Here is a 13,586-nt window from a genome sequence, read left to right as displayed (position 1 = left end):
CCCGCACCCTCAGCAGCGGGACGGCACGATGGGGGCGGCTACTGCATGAGGCCCTTCGAGCGCGCGTCGGCGCGGAAGGCCCTGACCACCGTTTTTATCTCGTTGATCAACTGCTGCACGGTCGCCGTGTACGTCGATCCGGCATCGGCTGTGACGATGTCGCCCATATCAGCCAGCACAACGGGCGCAGGGAGCGTCACCTCCGACACGTTGCCAGCCGCCCGGTAACGCAGCAGGCCGCCCCGGAAGTACAGTTGCGCACCCCCCGCCGGGACCGCCGACGTATCAGGTGCGGACATGGAGTGCATGATCCACCCCTGGGACGCGGTGGTCTTACCTGGTTGCGCCCGCAGCAGAGCCTTGATTTCCTCGACGTCGCGCTGTAGTTGCCGAATATCCTGGAGGAGGTTGCCGGGGTAGAGGTCAGACACCGGGAGCCTCCTGCCCTTCCAAGACGAGCTGCGCTTCCTCTTTGCCGCTGTCACGGGAGGTCGGGGTGACGCGCATCCCGATCACGCGGCGGATCCTGCTCTCGCGGACGTGCCACTCGTTGTCGAGCTTGATCATCGCCGTGTCGCCGAGATGGTTCGGCGTCAGAGTCGGGTTCGCGCCGAGCGCGATCGTCACCTGGTCCACGCGCAGCGCGCCGGGAGCGCGAGAGGCCCAGAACGCCGCGTAGTCGTTGAGGGTGGCCTGCAAGGTCGCGGTCGGATACGAGATCGTCCGGTCCAGCCTCGGCCACCCTGCGGCCAGGTGAGCGGTCGCGGACGCGACCGTCGACACGAGCGGCACCGACGAGGTCGAGGCGTCCGTCGACACCGACGAGCCGCGGGCCCGCCACCTGGTAGCACCACGCAGGGCGTCGATCTCTTCCTGCCATTCGAGGATGTCGCCGCCATGCGCGGAGTCGACAAGGACGTGCTGAGGGTCGGCCTGCCCGAGCGTCGGGTAGCCCCACCGCCACTGCCTCTCCAGCACGCCGGACACGAGGGCCAGGTCGATCGCCCACTCGAACCCGCCGTCCACTTGGGCGAGCTCGATCAGGCGCTGGCCGTAGGTGCCGCCCTCGGAGTCCAGGTAGGTGCGATCCCTCGTCACCCCAGCCGTGCCTGACTGCAGGGTGAGGCCGATGTTGGCGCCGGCCTGCGCCTGCATGTGGTTGAGCAGGGCACGGGCGATGTCGATCTGGTCAGTGTTGGTGTAGAACAGGTCGCTCTGGATCTCGACGTGCGCCAGGTAGGCGTCCAGCGTGCTGCCCCGAAGTTGGACGGCGGGGATGCCGCGCCTGGACCTGCCGAGCGTCGCCGCCGTGATCCAGTACTCGCCCCATGGGACGCCGTCTCTGAGGATCTGGCAGGAGATGACGCCGGGGCCGCGGTCGAGGACGGTGTCGTCGAGCGGGATGATGTCGGCGACCTGCGCCCGTACCTTCCGGTTCGGGATCGGGATCGAGGCCGAGAACGAACCGGCTTGGAGGAGCCGCTTGTCGAACGAGACGCCCTTCAAATCCAGGTCGCCCAGATACTGCCGGTCCAGCACACGAATGAATGAATACCGGTAGCGACTGGTGCCCCGGCCCGGGGTGAATGGCTGGCTCGGCGGCGGATCGGGCACCTGAGCTGTGGACGCCTCCACCACCACGACCAGCGCCGCACACGCCAACAGGGTCGTGCTGGCCAGGTGGAACTGCTGCCCCGTGGCAGTCGTGGACACGACGTTGCGCCACACGACCTGCCCGGACACGTCGTCCTCGGACTGGATGTCCGCCAGCTCGGCGAACCCGACCGGCGTCGACCAGCTGACGGTCGTGTTCGACGGCGTCCCGGCCGCGAATCTGAATTCCAGCCCGCTCGACGTGGCCGGCACGATGCTGGGCGAGATCGCCGCCTGGCTGTTCGTGAACGCACTGCCCAGCCCCACCTGCGGCTGGGTGGTGACCGCCCCCGCGATGGCGACGACGACGCACACGCCGTCCGCGGTGCCCGCCTGGTTGATCGTGTACTGGGCGGGCTCAGTATTAGTGCCGAGCCGCCACCACACATCAACCGCTGACAGGGTCCCGGCTAGGCCCTCGATGTGGCCGATCCGCTGCCAGGTGCCGCCGCCCGAAACGTTGGCGATACCGCCACCATCCACCGACAGGAACGCCAGCAGCGACATGCCAGACGTCACACCCTGCGGGGCATTGACCTGCCACGTTGCCGCTTGGCCGATGCCCTGCGTCCACGAACGGATGACGGCGGCCACAACACCACCGCCTCACCACGTGTCGCACAGGTTAGAGAGTGGCGTCGCGCCAGAAGAAGTCCGCGCCCTCGCCGCCGCCCGACGTTGCGGTGTAGAGGATCGTGTTCGAGCCGGGACCTAGAACGAAGTCCTGCACCGGCACCGATGAGCCGGTGAGCGCGCTCATCTTGGACACCCCGGCGAGGGTGATGGTGCCGCCGTCGGTGTCGATCTCCAACGTTTGCCCGGCCGTCAATGTGATGGCGAGCTGCAACGTCCGGTCTGATGTCTCGTTCGTGAGCACCGGGTTAGTGACCGGCCCCTCGATACGAATCAGCGGGTGCGTCGCGATATTGCCGTTGTTGCCCAACCCGGTGCCCGTGGACAGCGGGACAGTGACACCAGGCCGCTCCAGCCCGTACCGTCGCGGATCCGAGCAGGCGATCAGCAGCGACACCGTCGGCAGCCCCACGTTGTAGTCGCCGTCCATATCGATGCTGCGTTCTATGACCTGCCCGTAGGCGAGGGTGGGGGCCCCGTACCCCTTCACCACGAGGGGCAGTTCCGCCTCATCGTCGGGGAAGCCGGTCACCGCGGCGATCTGGTCGATGAGCGCGTCCACCTGCGTGGGATCGGCAGCCGAATCCACCTGCAGCTGCAGGGTGACGATGCGCTGCTGGGCCAACTTCCTAGCCGCCCACGCGCCGTGCCTGTTCGGTCGGGCTTCGTTCAGGTTGTCCGTCTGCGGAGTGGACAGCCAGCCCTGTACCGGCAGTAGCACCCTGACGCCGGTCGTCGGCCCCCACAGGGTGCCGTTCCATTCCACCTCACCGCTAGCTCCGGTGAGGGAGTCGCCAGGCTTGATCGGGACGGTGACCGAGATTGCAGGCCACTCGCTGACGCTCTCGAACGCGGGCAGGGTGAACACCTGGTCGCGCACGAACGAGACCGCCGGCCACTCCGAGATCGACTCGAACGCAGGCAGGTTGACGTTCGCGTTCGGGGTGACCACGCCGACCGCAGGCCACTCGCTGACGCTCTCGAACGGCCCCAGACTGAGCGACCGCCCCCACATACGCGGGTGGCGGACAACGATCGGGCGGTTCGGATGTGCGCGTCCGGAACGGGCCACCGTTCACCCCCTACCAGTTGGCGGCGCGGTGCACGGCGGTCGGAGGCGTCCAGACACGGGTCGGCGGGACAGGCTGCTCTTCGATGATCTCTACAGCGATCCACGTCCAGCTTGCCGGCGAGGTGGAGAAGGCATCGAAGTTGAAGGTCACGCCCGTCCCGATGCTCGCGGTGTTGGCCGCTTTGAGGACGCTCATGCCTGCGGTGTTGATGCCGCGCACCCATGCCTGCTCGTCATCTGTGCTGGTGGGAGTGCCGCCAGCGGCTGTGTCTCTGGCTACTGCGAGCCCGCGCGAGTTCGCGACCGTGCTGTTGTAGCCGGTCGGGGTGATGTTGTTGGTCGTGGACGTGCCCGACCCTGTTGCACCGATCGGCGTGCCCAGCCCGGCCCCGGTGACGACGTACACGCTGAAGCCGCCGATGAACGTCGCACCCGTGTCCCGGGCGACTGTCGCCGTCATCCCGGTCCGCGCGTCCGGCACGGGCGCGGTCCAGATGGCGTCCGTGCTGGTGCCTGTGACGTGCCGCTGCGTCCACGTGAGAGCCGCACCTGAGTTGGACAGGACCGCGAGGCCGCCGATCATCGTGCACGCGACCAGCAGCGCCCCTTCCGGCGCGTCGAAAGCCGCCGTTGCCAGCGACGTGGCGGACGCGGTAGAGACGAGCGCGGGCGACGTCGCGATGGCAATCGCCATCAGCAGCGCTCGAACGCCATCGAAGCCCGGACGTTGACAGTCGCAGGGGCCGTGCACCGGATGGCGAACCCCTCACCCAGCGGGCTGTCAGGGCTGGTCCCGAGCGGCCAGTCGTAGAGGATCGTGCCGCCGTTCGGAGTGAGCAGGAACGACTTGAACACCGTGATGGTGGTCGGCTCGGTCGTCCACGTCTTCGCGGCCGAGAAGCCCGTGGAGGCTGCCCGCCCCCGGGTCTGCATGATGGTGACGCTGGTCGAGTTCGTTCCGGGCGGGTTCGCGCCGAACGTACACGCGCACAGCTCGATCAACACCGGCACAGCGCCGGCGGACACACCGTCGAACCCGACCGAGTAGCTGATCCAGTCCACGCCGTGGTTGGCGGTGGTCGCCCCTGACTTGACGCCCAGGATGGTCTTGGCTGTGGCCGCCGACAGGGCCACCGCACCCTCGGTCGTGATCTCATATGCGCTCTTGGCCATGAATCGGCCTCCTCACATGCGAAAACCCCCACGCTCCGGTGAGGGTCGAAGGTCGAATCAGGGGGTTAGGCGGCGTTACGCAGGACGGTCCGCCAGATGCCGGTCGTATCCGGCGTCACGGTGTAGTCGCCGTCCGAGCTGTCGTAGGACTGGCCGAACCAGCGCAACAGGAACGCCTTATTGCTCAAGCCGGGCGCGTACACCAGCAACGCCTCGGCTGCGATCGTCGCGCTGGTCCAGGTGGTGGCGGCGAACCGCCAGCCCACCTTGTTGGCCGCCGACGCCAACTCGGCGAACGACACCACGGTGAGGCTGTTGCCGCCCACGGTGTAACCGGGCCCGGACGTCTGTCCCGTGTTCCACGGCGCGACGTTGTAGGCCGGGTTCACCTGCGAGAAGTCCGGCGTGACCGTGCCCGTCCACAAGGCACCCTTAAACACACCCGGCGTGGTGCTGCCGACGTCGATCGTGATCTGCTGCCTGACGAGCTTCACATACGTGTCGTTGAACCAGGCGTCCTGCGTCAGAGCCACGCTCGCCTCCTATCCGAGGTTGATGGTGACGTGCTTACGCTGACGACCGGACGGGGTGGTCTCCTCCGTCACGATGTGGCCGGCTGTGTCCCGGACGGCCTTGAACCGGCCGCCCTCCTCGGTACGGCCCTCCGCCACCTCGTCGCGGGTAGCGTGCGACCAGCCCGCCGTTCGCGTCTGGACGCCCTTCCGTCGCATCCGCTCGGCGTAGGAGAGGTCATCGTCAGGGGTCGTTTCAGGCATGGCTAAGCCCGCCCTCCTTCGTTGATGTTGGTAAGGGCGGACTCAGCCGCGCGTGTACAGGTCGGCTTTGGCCCACATGACGTCGGCGTCCACGGTTTCCTTGATCGTGACGCCGTTGAACGTCACCGACTTGTTGACCACCGGAGCGACAGACGCGGAGCCAGCGCCGTTCGCGCCCGCACCGTACGAGCCGCCCAGGCCGCCGTACGATCCGGAGATCTGCTGCGGCTTGGACACCTTCGACGCGTTCACCGGCCCGCTCGACGCATACCCAGTGACCGGCTGAGAGCCAGACACCATGCCGCCGGCGGCCTTCTTCTTCTTGGGCTGGTTGCCCTCGACAAGGCCGCCCTTCAGCGACCCCATCGACTTGGTCGCGGTCGCACCGACCGCCCCAGCCTTGGACGAGCCACCCTTGAGCGACCCGGTCGACTTCGACGCAGATGCCCCGACCGCGCCCTCCTTGATGGAGGCCATGGTCTGCGTCAGCTCGTACACACTGCCGGTCAACCCGTCCACCGAGCCGGCCACTGTCGAAGACATGTCCGACACGCCAGCGCCAAGCAGGTCGATGCTGTCCCCGATCACCTGCGATCCCGACAGCCACGACTGGTCAAGCTGCGCAGCGCTGGACCCGACCTTGCCGATCGAGGATGTCAGGCTGCCCGCCTGCCCCATCGTCGACTGCAGCGACCCCATGACCGCCTGCAAACCGCCGGCCACCTGCATGCCGCTCGCGTCGATCGTCACCGACAAGTCGGACAACGACTGGGCCGCCTTCTGGTTGCCGAGCTGCAACCCGAAATCGTTCGCCACCTGCGCAAGGATCGCGATCGCCCGATCCCGGTACTGGGACGCGTACGGGATGTACGCTTCCTTACCAGCCTCGGCGAACACGGTGTTGCTGCCGGACACGAACGTCGCCTGATTCGCGACCATCGGCTTGATGCCGCCGGCCGCCATCAGGTCGACTCCGGCGCCGGTCTGGATCCCGCCCGCGGCCTTCTTCTTCGGTGGCGTAGAAGGCGCCTTGATGCCCACGGGGATCTCAACGGGCTTGATGTACATCTGCAGCAAGTCGTGAAGCTTCTGCTGAGCTGCCGTCGTATCAGCCGTGATCTTCAGTTCCTTGGACTTAAGCTGCGCAAGCACGTCGCGCAAACCCTTAGCGCTGCCCATGGCCTTCTCGGCATCGCTCCGGCTGATCCCGTACGCCTGCGCTAGCTTGAGGATCTGCTCGCGAGCCTCTTGGTTCTTGCCGGCCAGCGCCGTTAGTTGCGGCAACTGCTCCAGGATGGCGCGGGTGCCGTCCGTAGTCTTACCGCTCAGCGTCTGTGCGCCATCAGCCGCCGCCTTGACCTTGTCGATGTAGCCGATGAACTGCTCGCGCGCTGCAACTACCGCTGCCCGCTGCTTGTCCGTCATGCCGGAGCTGATCTCTAGCTTGCCGTTCGCGGCGTGAATCGCCTTCTCGGCCTCGGCGAAGGCGGCCTTGAGACCATTGAGCGCTTGGATGGCGTCTGTCCGGCTGGAGAACGCGCCGAGCGACGTGTTGAACCCATCCATCGCCAGCTTGCCCTTGTCCACGCCAGCCGCAGCCTCAGCGGAGGCGTTGCCAGCCACTCGGACAGCCTGCGAGTAGAGAGGGAACAACTCGTTCAACTTTTCGACAGGCACGCCCGCCTTCCTCGCCTCGTCCTGCAGGCGGGCGAAGGCTGCGTTGGCCCCCTCAAGGTTGCCGCTCGTGACCATGCCGGTCAGCGCGGCGTCGAGGTCGGTGAACCGCTGTTCGATCCGGTCCACAGCAGAGTCCACGCCGGGCAGTACAGCCCCCAGTTCGGTGAACGGGTGCCAGATCGCGACGTCGTACAGACCAGGGTCGAGCAGTTGCTTGACGTCGTCCTGGAACCCCGCCGCGGCCTCGCCTGAATCCTGAAGGGCAGACGTCCACTGATCGGCCAGGTCGCCGGCCCACTTCCCCGTCTGCCCGAGCTCGGTGAGAGCGAGGGTGAGCTTGTCGATCCCCTGGGACTGGCCAGAGATGGCATTGATCGCGCTTCCGGTCGCCTCAAGTCCAATCACAGCAGCGGACACACCGATAGCCGCCTTGCCGAAGGCCGCCATCTTGCCGCTCGCCTTGCCTGCCGATGCCCCGGTGGCGGCGATCCCACCTGCAAGGTTCTGCCACGCGGCGATGCCCGACATGCCCAACGACGCAAGCTTGATCGCGCCGATGGCGAGGGCAATCGCCTGAATGTGCTCAGGGTCCATGTCTGCGACTAGCTTCGCGAGCAGGCCGAGCCCGGAGAAGGCTCCAACGCCGAGCGGGGCGATCGCCTCGCCGATGTTCCCGATCGCCCTGGCGACGTTTTTGATCAGCTCCCAGACCTCGGGGGCCTCCCGCTTGACGAAGGCGATGAACTCGTGGAACTCGGGACTCGACTTCAAGTTCTGGCCCCACACGGAGAACGCCTGTGTGGCCTTCTCGATCCCACCAACAACGGTCGGAGCAAAAGGCAAGAAGGCGTCGATAACCCCCGCCACGCCGGTCGTGACGTTGAGGAACGAGCGCCCCAGGCCGGTCAGCGCTCCCGGCACTTGAGTGTTGAGATTGAACAGGAACTGCTGCCAGAACGGACCGGTCAGCGCCTTCTCAGCATCTTGGCCGAGCGTCAGGAAGGCAGCGCTGGCGCTCTTGGCCAGCGGACCAGCTTCGTTCAGCCCCAGCCGCATCAGGTCAAGCCCTTGAGCGATGACCGGGAACACGTTCGGTTCCAGGCTGCGCTGCCAGGCGACGTACTCGTCCTTGAACTTCTTGATGTTCTTGGCGAGCTCGATCTCCTGCTTGTTCAGGTCCGCGAAGGCGTCCTTAAGCTTCGCCGCTCCGCCACCCCCGCCGGACATGGCGGCCTGCTGCTGCAGGTGGAGCTGCTTGAGTTGGGCTTCCGCCTGCGCGACCTTCTCTTGGGCCTGCGCGAGCTTGTCCAGGCCGTCTTGGTACTGCTTGGTGCCCTTGACGCCGGCCTTGTTCGCCTCGGCCGTGTCCTTACGGGCCCGCTGGGTCTTGACCTCCTGCTCGCGGCTCCGCTGTTGCGCCTGCTCCAGGGAGAGCATGGCCCGCTCAAGCTCCAGGTCGCTGGCCTTGCCCTGGGAGTGCTTCTCTTGGACTTCGGCCAGCCGAGCCTCGGCCTCACGGACAGCCAGAGCCGCATCCTTCTGCGACAAGATCGACCGTTCGAGGCTGAAGTTCATGTCCTCAAGCGCTCGCCTGCCAGCCTCGCGCGCCCGAGTCAGGTCCTCCTGTGCCTGCTTCTCCTCGTTCTGGGCGTCCTTCAGCCTGCGCTCGGCCTGCTCCAGTTGCATGGCCTGCTGGGCTGCCTGAGCAGCAGACTGGCCAGCACCGCCCGTTGCACCTCCAGCACTCTTCGCGGCGGATTCCTGAGCCTTAAGAGCGTCGTTGATCCGCGAGAGCGCAGGGACCGCTACAGCACCGAAAGCTGCAGCTCCAGCGCCAGCCGCGGCGAATGCTCCGCCGAGCGCCGTCACGCCGACAGCGAGGGTCGTCACCGCAGGCAGGGACGCGAGAGCTGCGCCCACCATGGCGATGCCGCGCAACGCGCCGGCGACGTCAGCGTCTACCTCGACACGGGCGTCCTGGCCGTTGACTCGGGAGACCTCGGCATCCACTGCGCGCAGTTCGGCTAGCGCGCTCCCGATGTCGGCCTTGACGTCTATGGTGGCCGACTGGCCTTGGAGCTTCTCTAGCTCGCGCTCGATCTCCTGCAGCTGCGCCTGAGCGGATGCGGCGTCGATATCGATGCCGATCTTCTTGTCGGCGAGCTTCTCCATCTCGGCGCGCAGTTGAGCAAACTTGATTTCGGCTGGACTGGAGTCAGCGTCAATCTCGATCTTCGGGAGCGCCTTGGTTGCTGCTTCTAGCCGCCGGCGGAACTGGTCAGCGTAGGCGCCGGTCTGAACCATCTGGCGCGACAGGTCTTCGGTCGATCTCTTGGCCTGCCCCATGCCGGCCACGAAGTCCGATACTCGGGCGCGCAGGTTGATGGACACAGAGCGGTCAGCCATGACTCACCGCCCCTCAGATCACGATTCGTGCCATTCGGCGCAGAAGGGGCGATGGAACGTGGCATCATCGCTGCGGATCGGGGGATCCTCGCGAAAGGACCAACGGTGAACAGCAAGCGCGCATGGTGGAGCTACTGGCCAGTCCGAGTAGTGCTGGCGATCATCGCCCTGATCCTCTTCGCCGGCATCGTGACCGGGATCGCTCAGGCGCTGAACATCACCTAGCTCGTCTGCTCGATCTGCCACGTCAGCGCTTCAGGCCGGATGACCTTCTTCTTGGCGTGCTCTTCCTGAGCCGCGACCCGGGCATCACAGGCGTGACACCGCCGCGGTGTCGGCACCTTGTACGTGTGGACCGGTTCGCCGTCATGCATCGCTGTTGTGTCGACTAGGTCCAGCCTGCATCCTGGGCATTTGCCTGCTAGCCAGCGCAGGTAGGCGGCCGACCAGGCGTAGTCCTCATCCAGCCACTCCGGATCCCAGACGGTTTCGATGATCTGCTCGCCGTCTGGGCCGGTACGGATGGTGGTGACGGCTCGTTGCTGCCGCCCCAGCAGTTTTGATCTGGGCACTCCCCAGGCGTGAGCTACTTCGAGCTCTTCTTGGAGAGTGCCAGAACTGCGGAGGCGGCCAACGAGGAAGGGATGTCGAGGTCCTGAACGTTGACTGCGTTCGCTGCCCTGAACAGGGCCCCGTACTGCGCAGCGGTGAGGATGTCGACCAGTTCGCCGGCTTCCTCATTGGTCATCGGGTGGGAGACGCAGCAGGCGGCGATCAGTGCCACGCCGAACGTCTCCCAGTTGACGTCCGACCCCTTGGCCTCGTCCTCGTCCGTCGGAGGGTGCTTCGCCACGAGGTCGGAGTATTCGCGCCGGGTGAGCCCCTTGAAGCGGAACACCTCCGTGTGTTCGCGCATCTCCTCCTGCAGCGCCTGAATCTGGCGTGCGATCTCAGCCGCCTCCGGGTTCGCTGAGCCGGCCAGGGTGCCCTTGGAGGGCTGTTCGCGAGCCTTGGCCAGGTCACGCTCCATCTGCTCGTAGGTGACCTGAAGGTCGCCCGCCACGCAGATGGAGACGCTCTTCTCCGGGCGGCGAATCTTCGCCTTGAGATCAGAGACAGCGCTCACGCGGCCACCACAGCTTCACGCAGGTACCGGCCGGACGGGAACAGCTTGACCGTGGCCCGGTCGTACGTCTCAGCCTCAGGAGCCAGCTCCGAGGGCTCCCCGCACGTGACCGTGTAGATGGAGATCTTCTGGCCGGCGGCATATGGGGTGTCGTAGGCGACGCCGCGGCGGACCACGAAGTAGCCCTCCGTGCCGTTCGTCATCACCGACCACATGCGGTCGTTCGCGGTCACGCTGTCACGAAAGAACGTCAGCTCGATCTGTGCCTGGGTCCGACCGGGGCCCTGGAACGTCTGCGTCGAGGCGAGCGTGTCACCCTCGACGGCCCCCTGGTCGATGCTGATGCTCAGCCCGTCAGCGGTAATGTACTCCTCGCAGGCGACGATGCCGACGGCGGTGAGTTCCGCCACGGTCGGCGCCGACAGGACAGCCACAGACGGGACGAACGTCGCCTTCGTGTTGCCGTCCGACAATCTCTTGCTCACGGCCTACTCCTCCGTGTTCTGGGCAGGCCGCGAGCCCGCCTTGCTGGTGGTCTTGGGGGTGTCCGACTTGTCCGGCTGACGTTCGGCGTCCTCGCGCTCGTCGGGCAGGATCGCGTAACCTTCGCGGTTCTCCCAGTACGGGCGGGCGTAGGCGTCGATCTCGAAGGTGTTGCCGTACGGGTCGCGGATCTTCAACGTGCTCACGCGCGCATCACCGCGATCGAGACTGTGGTGGTGGGCGAGCACGCGATTGCGATCCGGCCGTCAGCAGGGTCGACGTACTCGGGCAGCAGCGGGATGGGGACGTCCGCGCCGGCGGCGACCGCCTTGGTCTTTACTGGGTTGGCTACGCCGTACTTCGTGTTGCCGGGCACGGTGATGGTCGCCGTAGTCGATGACCCCGAGCCGTTGCGGATGATCACGAAGGTGCCTTCCGCGTACAGGACCCGGTCGCCCGAGCCGCCCACGGCGGAATAGGTGATCGCCGCCTGGCTGGAGATCGCCTGCGGGGTGTCTAGGTTGGCCATGCGCTCTCCTTGGGCATGCCGAAGAGCCCGCGCACGCGCCGTGCCGGGCTAGGAAACGGGGTGGGCTAGGTCGGGTCTGACCTGAAGTGGAATTGGGCGACCCCGTAGTGCACGGGCGGCGTAGCGGCGTCGTCCCTGGTCACTGGGCGGTCCAGCGGGACCCGATAGACGGGGAAGGTGGCGCGGCCAGAAACGGAAGGCGTCACGCCAATGAGAGCAGCCCGCACCTTGTCCATAAACGTCTCCACCTGGTCCTGCGTCGCGCCGACGCAGGTGAGTTGGAAGACGAAGTCCAGACTGTGGTGGGGCAGAGCGAGCGCTGTGGGCTCGTCCTGGCCCGGGAACGGGAACATGACCGCGTACGGCTTGAAGTCCGACGAGCCGGGAGTGCCCTGCCATCCACTGCCCGCAGGAGGCTTCCCCCGCCCCACTGCGACGCTCGCAGCGACCAGCAGCGCCAGGACAGCGTCAGTGTGCGGCTTGGCCGCTGCGACCGTCATTCGAGCACCCGGCCGCCGATGGATTCGATCGCTTCCACGAACTGCTCAGAGGTGCGCGCGAAGGCGGGGCCGAGGTATGGCTGGGGTGCCATCCTGCTGGTCCCGAACTCCACGTAGCCGGCGTAGTTCGCTGTCGCGCCAGCTTCGAACCCGTAGCCGTCGGGGTCGAAGTCCACGCCGATGCTGTTCTTGAGGTTGCCGGTGTCCACGGGGGCGAGGCTCTGAGCTGCAGCCACGGTATCGAGGCCAGTCTTCTTCACCGCCGCCTTCACCATGGCTTGCGTCTTGGCGGTGGCGTTGTCGATCGCTACTTCGAGCCGTGCCAGCTCGGAGAAGTCGAAGTCGCTCATCACGCCTCCGGTTCGCTCAGGTTGATCTTCGCCTTCAGAACGCGCTCGAACCGTTCGGTGGCGTACCGGATGTCGGTGACGATCAACTGCTTGCCGACGATGGCCGGGTCTGGGGCCTCGTCCATGGTGATGAGGTCGCGCTCCAGGACCTCGGCGGCATCCCACTCGATCGCCACCTCGTACGAGGCGACAGCGGTCTGCTGCTCCCCCACCACGACGATGTTCGACGGGGACGGGGCGGTGATCCTGCACGGCCCCGTGTAGACCGTTGTCGGCGCTGGCGGGTGCCATGTCCCGTCCGGGTCTTCCGTGCCCTCCCCGGTCCCGGGCCGGGTGATGGTGCAGCGGCCCGTATGCGAGCCCGAGGCGACCGGGCGGTGATGCTCAGACCACCTCGGGTGGATCGGCGCGGAGCCTGAGAGGGGAGACACCAAGGCCTCCCCTCAACAGGACTCGTAGCCGAGATAGCCGCGGTAGCCCAGCCACGGGTCGAAGTCCACGACATCGAAACCGACCGAATCGTCCCCGACACCCTCGTCCACCTGGCGGCGAAGCTCCGCGGCCCTGGCCCGCAGCTCGGCGGCCACAGCAGGGCCGTCGGTCTGCAGGTCCTGGGTGCGGATCTTCTTGCCGACCAGCGCTTCCGACGAGGCAATGGTGTCGAGGGCCGCCGCTGCGGCCAGCTTGACCGAGCCCTCCATCGCGAGGAAGGCGTCGATCTGGTCGTCCGCGAGCAGCAGGTTCGCCTCATCCACATCAGGGATCAGCAGGCGAACCCGCCCCCGGTCGGTGGTGTAGTCGATCGCCATCCGGCACCTCCTAGGAGGCGGGGATGACGGCGATCCCCCACGACGCGGACGCCGGGTCGATCGCTCCGGCGGTGCCGTTGATGATGCGGATCGTCACCGTGTTCGCGGCGCTGACGAACGCGGAGAACACCAGGCCAGCGGTGAGGTTGCCGGGCGGGGCGACGATCACGAAGTCGCCCGTAGCGGCTCCCGTCACAGTGGCGGTGAGCGTGCCCACAGCGCCTGCGGCAATGGACGCAAAGTCCAAGGTCGCTGTGGCGGTGAGCATCTTCTGCGCGGCGGGCACCCGCCCGCTGCTGTTCAGGGTGGCCAGCCCGCCTGGGCGGCCCTTGATGGTGGCAGTCATCAGCCTGCCTTTCTAGTGGAGCGCTTGCTTGGAGTGCGCCGGGCTGGAGACTC

Annotated in this window: 19 protein-coding genes; 1 reads left to right on the top strand and 18 read right to left on the bottom strand. The window is 66.7% G+C overall.

Annotated elements, in window-relative coordinates:
* Nucleotides 1–38 precede the first annotated feature (38 nt).
* The 8 genes from ACIBQ6_RS22210 to ACIBQ6_RS22175 all read right to left on the bottom strand — a co-directional run bounded on the left by ACIBQ6_RS22210 (nucleotide 39) and on the right by ACIBQ6_RS22175 (nucleotide 9,375).
* The gene (locus ACIBQ6_RS22210; protein ID WP_397214071.1) at nucleotides 39–431 is read right to left on the bottom strand and encodes a hypothetical protein; all 393 of its coding nucleotides are present in this window, start codon (nucleotides 429–431) and stop codon (nucleotides 39–41) included.
* Nucleotides 424–2,247, bottom strand: coding sequence for a hypothetical protein (locus ACIBQ6_RS22205; protein WP_397214069.1), 1,824 nt, complete (start codon nucleotides 2,245–2,247; stop codon nucleotides 424–426). Before ACIBQ6_RS22205 ends, ACIBQ6_RS22210 begins: the two co-directional genes overlap by 8 nt.
* A gap of 31 nt (nucleotides 2,248–2,278) precedes the next feature.
* Nucleotides 2,279–3,238, bottom strand: coding sequence for a phage distal tail protein (locus ACIBQ6_RS22200; protein WP_397214067.1), 960 nt, complete (start codon nucleotides 3,236–3,238; stop codon nucleotides 2,279–2,281).
* Between the two features lie 130 nt (nucleotides 3,239–3,368).
* On the bottom strand, nucleotides 3,369–4,052 hold the full coding sequence (locus tag ACIBQ6_RS22195; RefSeq protein ID WP_397214065.1) for a hypothetical protein: 684 nt from the start codon (nucleotides 4,050–4,052) through the stop codon (nucleotides 3,369–3,371).
* On the bottom strand, nucleotides 4,052–4,531 hold the full coding sequence (locus tag ACIBQ6_RS22190) for a hypothetical protein (protein WP_397214063.1): 480 nt from the start codon (nucleotides 4,529–4,531) through the stop codon (nucleotides 4,052–4,054). The genes ACIBQ6_RS22195 and ACIBQ6_RS22190 overlap by 1 nt, the downstream gene beginning before the upstream one ends.
* Nucleotides 4,532–4,596: 65 nt before the next feature.
* Nucleotides 4,597–5,064, bottom strand: a complete 468-nt coding sequence (locus ACIBQ6_RS22185) for a hypothetical protein (protein WP_397214061.1) — start codon at nucleotides 5,062–5,064, stop codon at nucleotides 4,597–4,599.
* A 9-nt stretch (nucleotides 5,065–5,073) separates the two neighbouring features.
* Nucleotides 5,074–5,307 carry a hypothetical protein gene (locus ACIBQ6_RS22180; RefSeq protein ID WP_397214059.1) on the bottom strand — a complete coding sequence of 78 codons (234 nt, stop codon included), beginning with the start codon at nucleotides 5,305–5,307 and terminating at the stop codon, nucleotides 5,074–5,076.
* A gap of 42 nt (nucleotides 5,308–5,349) precedes the next feature.
* Nucleotides 5,350–9,375 (bottom strand): hypothetical protein, encoded by a 4,026-nt coding sequence (locus ACIBQ6_RS22175; RefSeq protein ID WP_397214057.1) that lies wholly within the window; start codon nucleotides 9,373–9,375, stop codon nucleotides 5,350–5,352.
* Nucleotides 9,376–9,441: 66 nt separating this feature from the next.
* Here ACIBQ6_RS22175 and ACIBQ6_RS22170 point away from each other — a divergent pair, with 66 nt between their 5' ends.
* Nucleotides 9,442–9,615 carry a hypothetical protein gene (locus ACIBQ6_RS22170; protein WP_397214055.1) on the top strand — a complete coding sequence of 58 codons (174 nt, stop codon included), beginning with the start codon at nucleotides 9,442–9,444 and terminating at the stop codon, nucleotides 9,613–9,615.
* On the opposite strand, the gene ACIBQ6_RS22165 is transcribed toward ACIBQ6_RS22170, so the two are convergent.
* From ACIBQ6_RS22165 to ACIBQ6_RS22120, 10 genes are all read right to left on the bottom strand, one after another.
* Nucleotides 9,612–9,962 carry a hypothetical protein gene (locus ACIBQ6_RS22165; protein WP_397214053.1) on the bottom strand — a complete coding sequence of 117 codons (351 nt, stop codon included), beginning with the start codon at nucleotides 9,960–9,962 and terminating at the stop codon, nucleotides 9,612–9,614. The genes ACIBQ6_RS22170 and ACIBQ6_RS22165 overlap by 4 nt on opposite strands.
* 14 nt (nucleotides 9,963–9,976) lie before the next feature.
* The gene (locus ACIBQ6_RS22160) at nucleotides 9,977–10,516 is read right to left on the bottom strand and encodes a hypothetical protein (protein ID WP_397214051.1); all 540 of its coding nucleotides are present in this window, start codon (nucleotides 10,514–10,516) and stop codon (nucleotides 9,977–9,979) included.
* Entirely contained in the window at nucleotides 10,513–11,001 is a 489-nt protein-coding gene (locus ACIBQ6_RS22155) for a hypothetical protein (protein ID WP_397214049.1), read from the bottom strand. The genes ACIBQ6_RS22160 and ACIBQ6_RS22155 overlap by 4 nt, the downstream gene beginning before the upstream one ends.
* A gap of 3 nt (nucleotides 11,002–11,004) precedes the next feature.
* Complete coding sequence (locus ACIBQ6_RS22150; protein WP_397214047.1) at nucleotides 11,005–11,205, bottom strand: hypothetical protein; 201 nt, start codon at nucleotides 11,203–11,205, stop codon at nucleotides 11,005–11,007.
* Complete coding sequence (locus ACIBQ6_RS22145) at nucleotides 11,202–11,528, bottom strand: hypothetical protein (protein ID WP_397214045.1); 327 nt, start codon at nucleotides 11,526–11,528, stop codon at nucleotides 11,202–11,204. Before ACIBQ6_RS22145 ends, ACIBQ6_RS22150 begins: the two co-directional genes overlap by 4 nt.
* A 65-nt stretch (nucleotides 11,529–11,593) precedes the next feature.
* Entirely contained in the window at nucleotides 11,594–12,028 is a 435-nt protein-coding gene (locus tag ACIBQ6_RS22140) for a hypothetical protein (protein WP_397214043.1), read from the bottom strand.
* Nucleotides 12,025–12,378, bottom strand: coding sequence for an HK97-gp10 family putative phage morphogenesis protein (locus tag ACIBQ6_RS22135; protein WP_397214041.1), 354 nt, complete (start codon nucleotides 12,376–12,378; stop codon nucleotides 12,025–12,027). Before ACIBQ6_RS22135 ends, ACIBQ6_RS22140 begins: the two co-directional genes overlap by 4 nt.
* On the bottom strand, nucleotides 12,378–12,809 hold the full coding sequence (locus ACIBQ6_RS22130) for a DUF6093 family protein (protein WP_397214253.1): 432 nt from the start codon (nucleotides 12,807–12,809) through the stop codon (nucleotides 12,378–12,380). The genes ACIBQ6_RS22135 and ACIBQ6_RS22130 overlap by 1 nt, the downstream gene beginning before the upstream one ends.
* 12 nt (nucleotides 12,810–12,821) lie before the next feature.
* Complete coding sequence (locus ACIBQ6_RS22125) at nucleotides 12,822–13,187, bottom strand: hypothetical protein (protein ID WP_397214039.1); 366 nt, start codon at nucleotides 13,185–13,187, stop codon at nucleotides 12,822–12,824.
* A gap of 10 nt (nucleotides 13,188–13,197) precedes the next feature.
* Nucleotides 13,198–13,533, bottom strand: a complete 336-nt coding sequence (locus tag ACIBQ6_RS22120) for a hypothetical protein (RefSeq protein WP_397214037.1) — start codon at nucleotides 13,531–13,533, stop codon at nucleotides 13,198–13,200.
* Nucleotides 13,534–13,586: the final 53 nt, after the last annotated feature.

The sequence above is a fragment of the Nonomuraea sp. NPDC049655 genome (genome assembly GCF_044465465.1).
In the GTDB taxonomy this organism is placed as follows: domain Bacteria; phylum Actinomycetota; class Actinomycetes; order Streptosporangiales; family Streptosporangiaceae; genus Nonomuraea.
The sequence above is the reverse complement of the archived record's forward strand: the minus strand, read 5'-3'. Positions and strand labels throughout refer to the sequence as shown.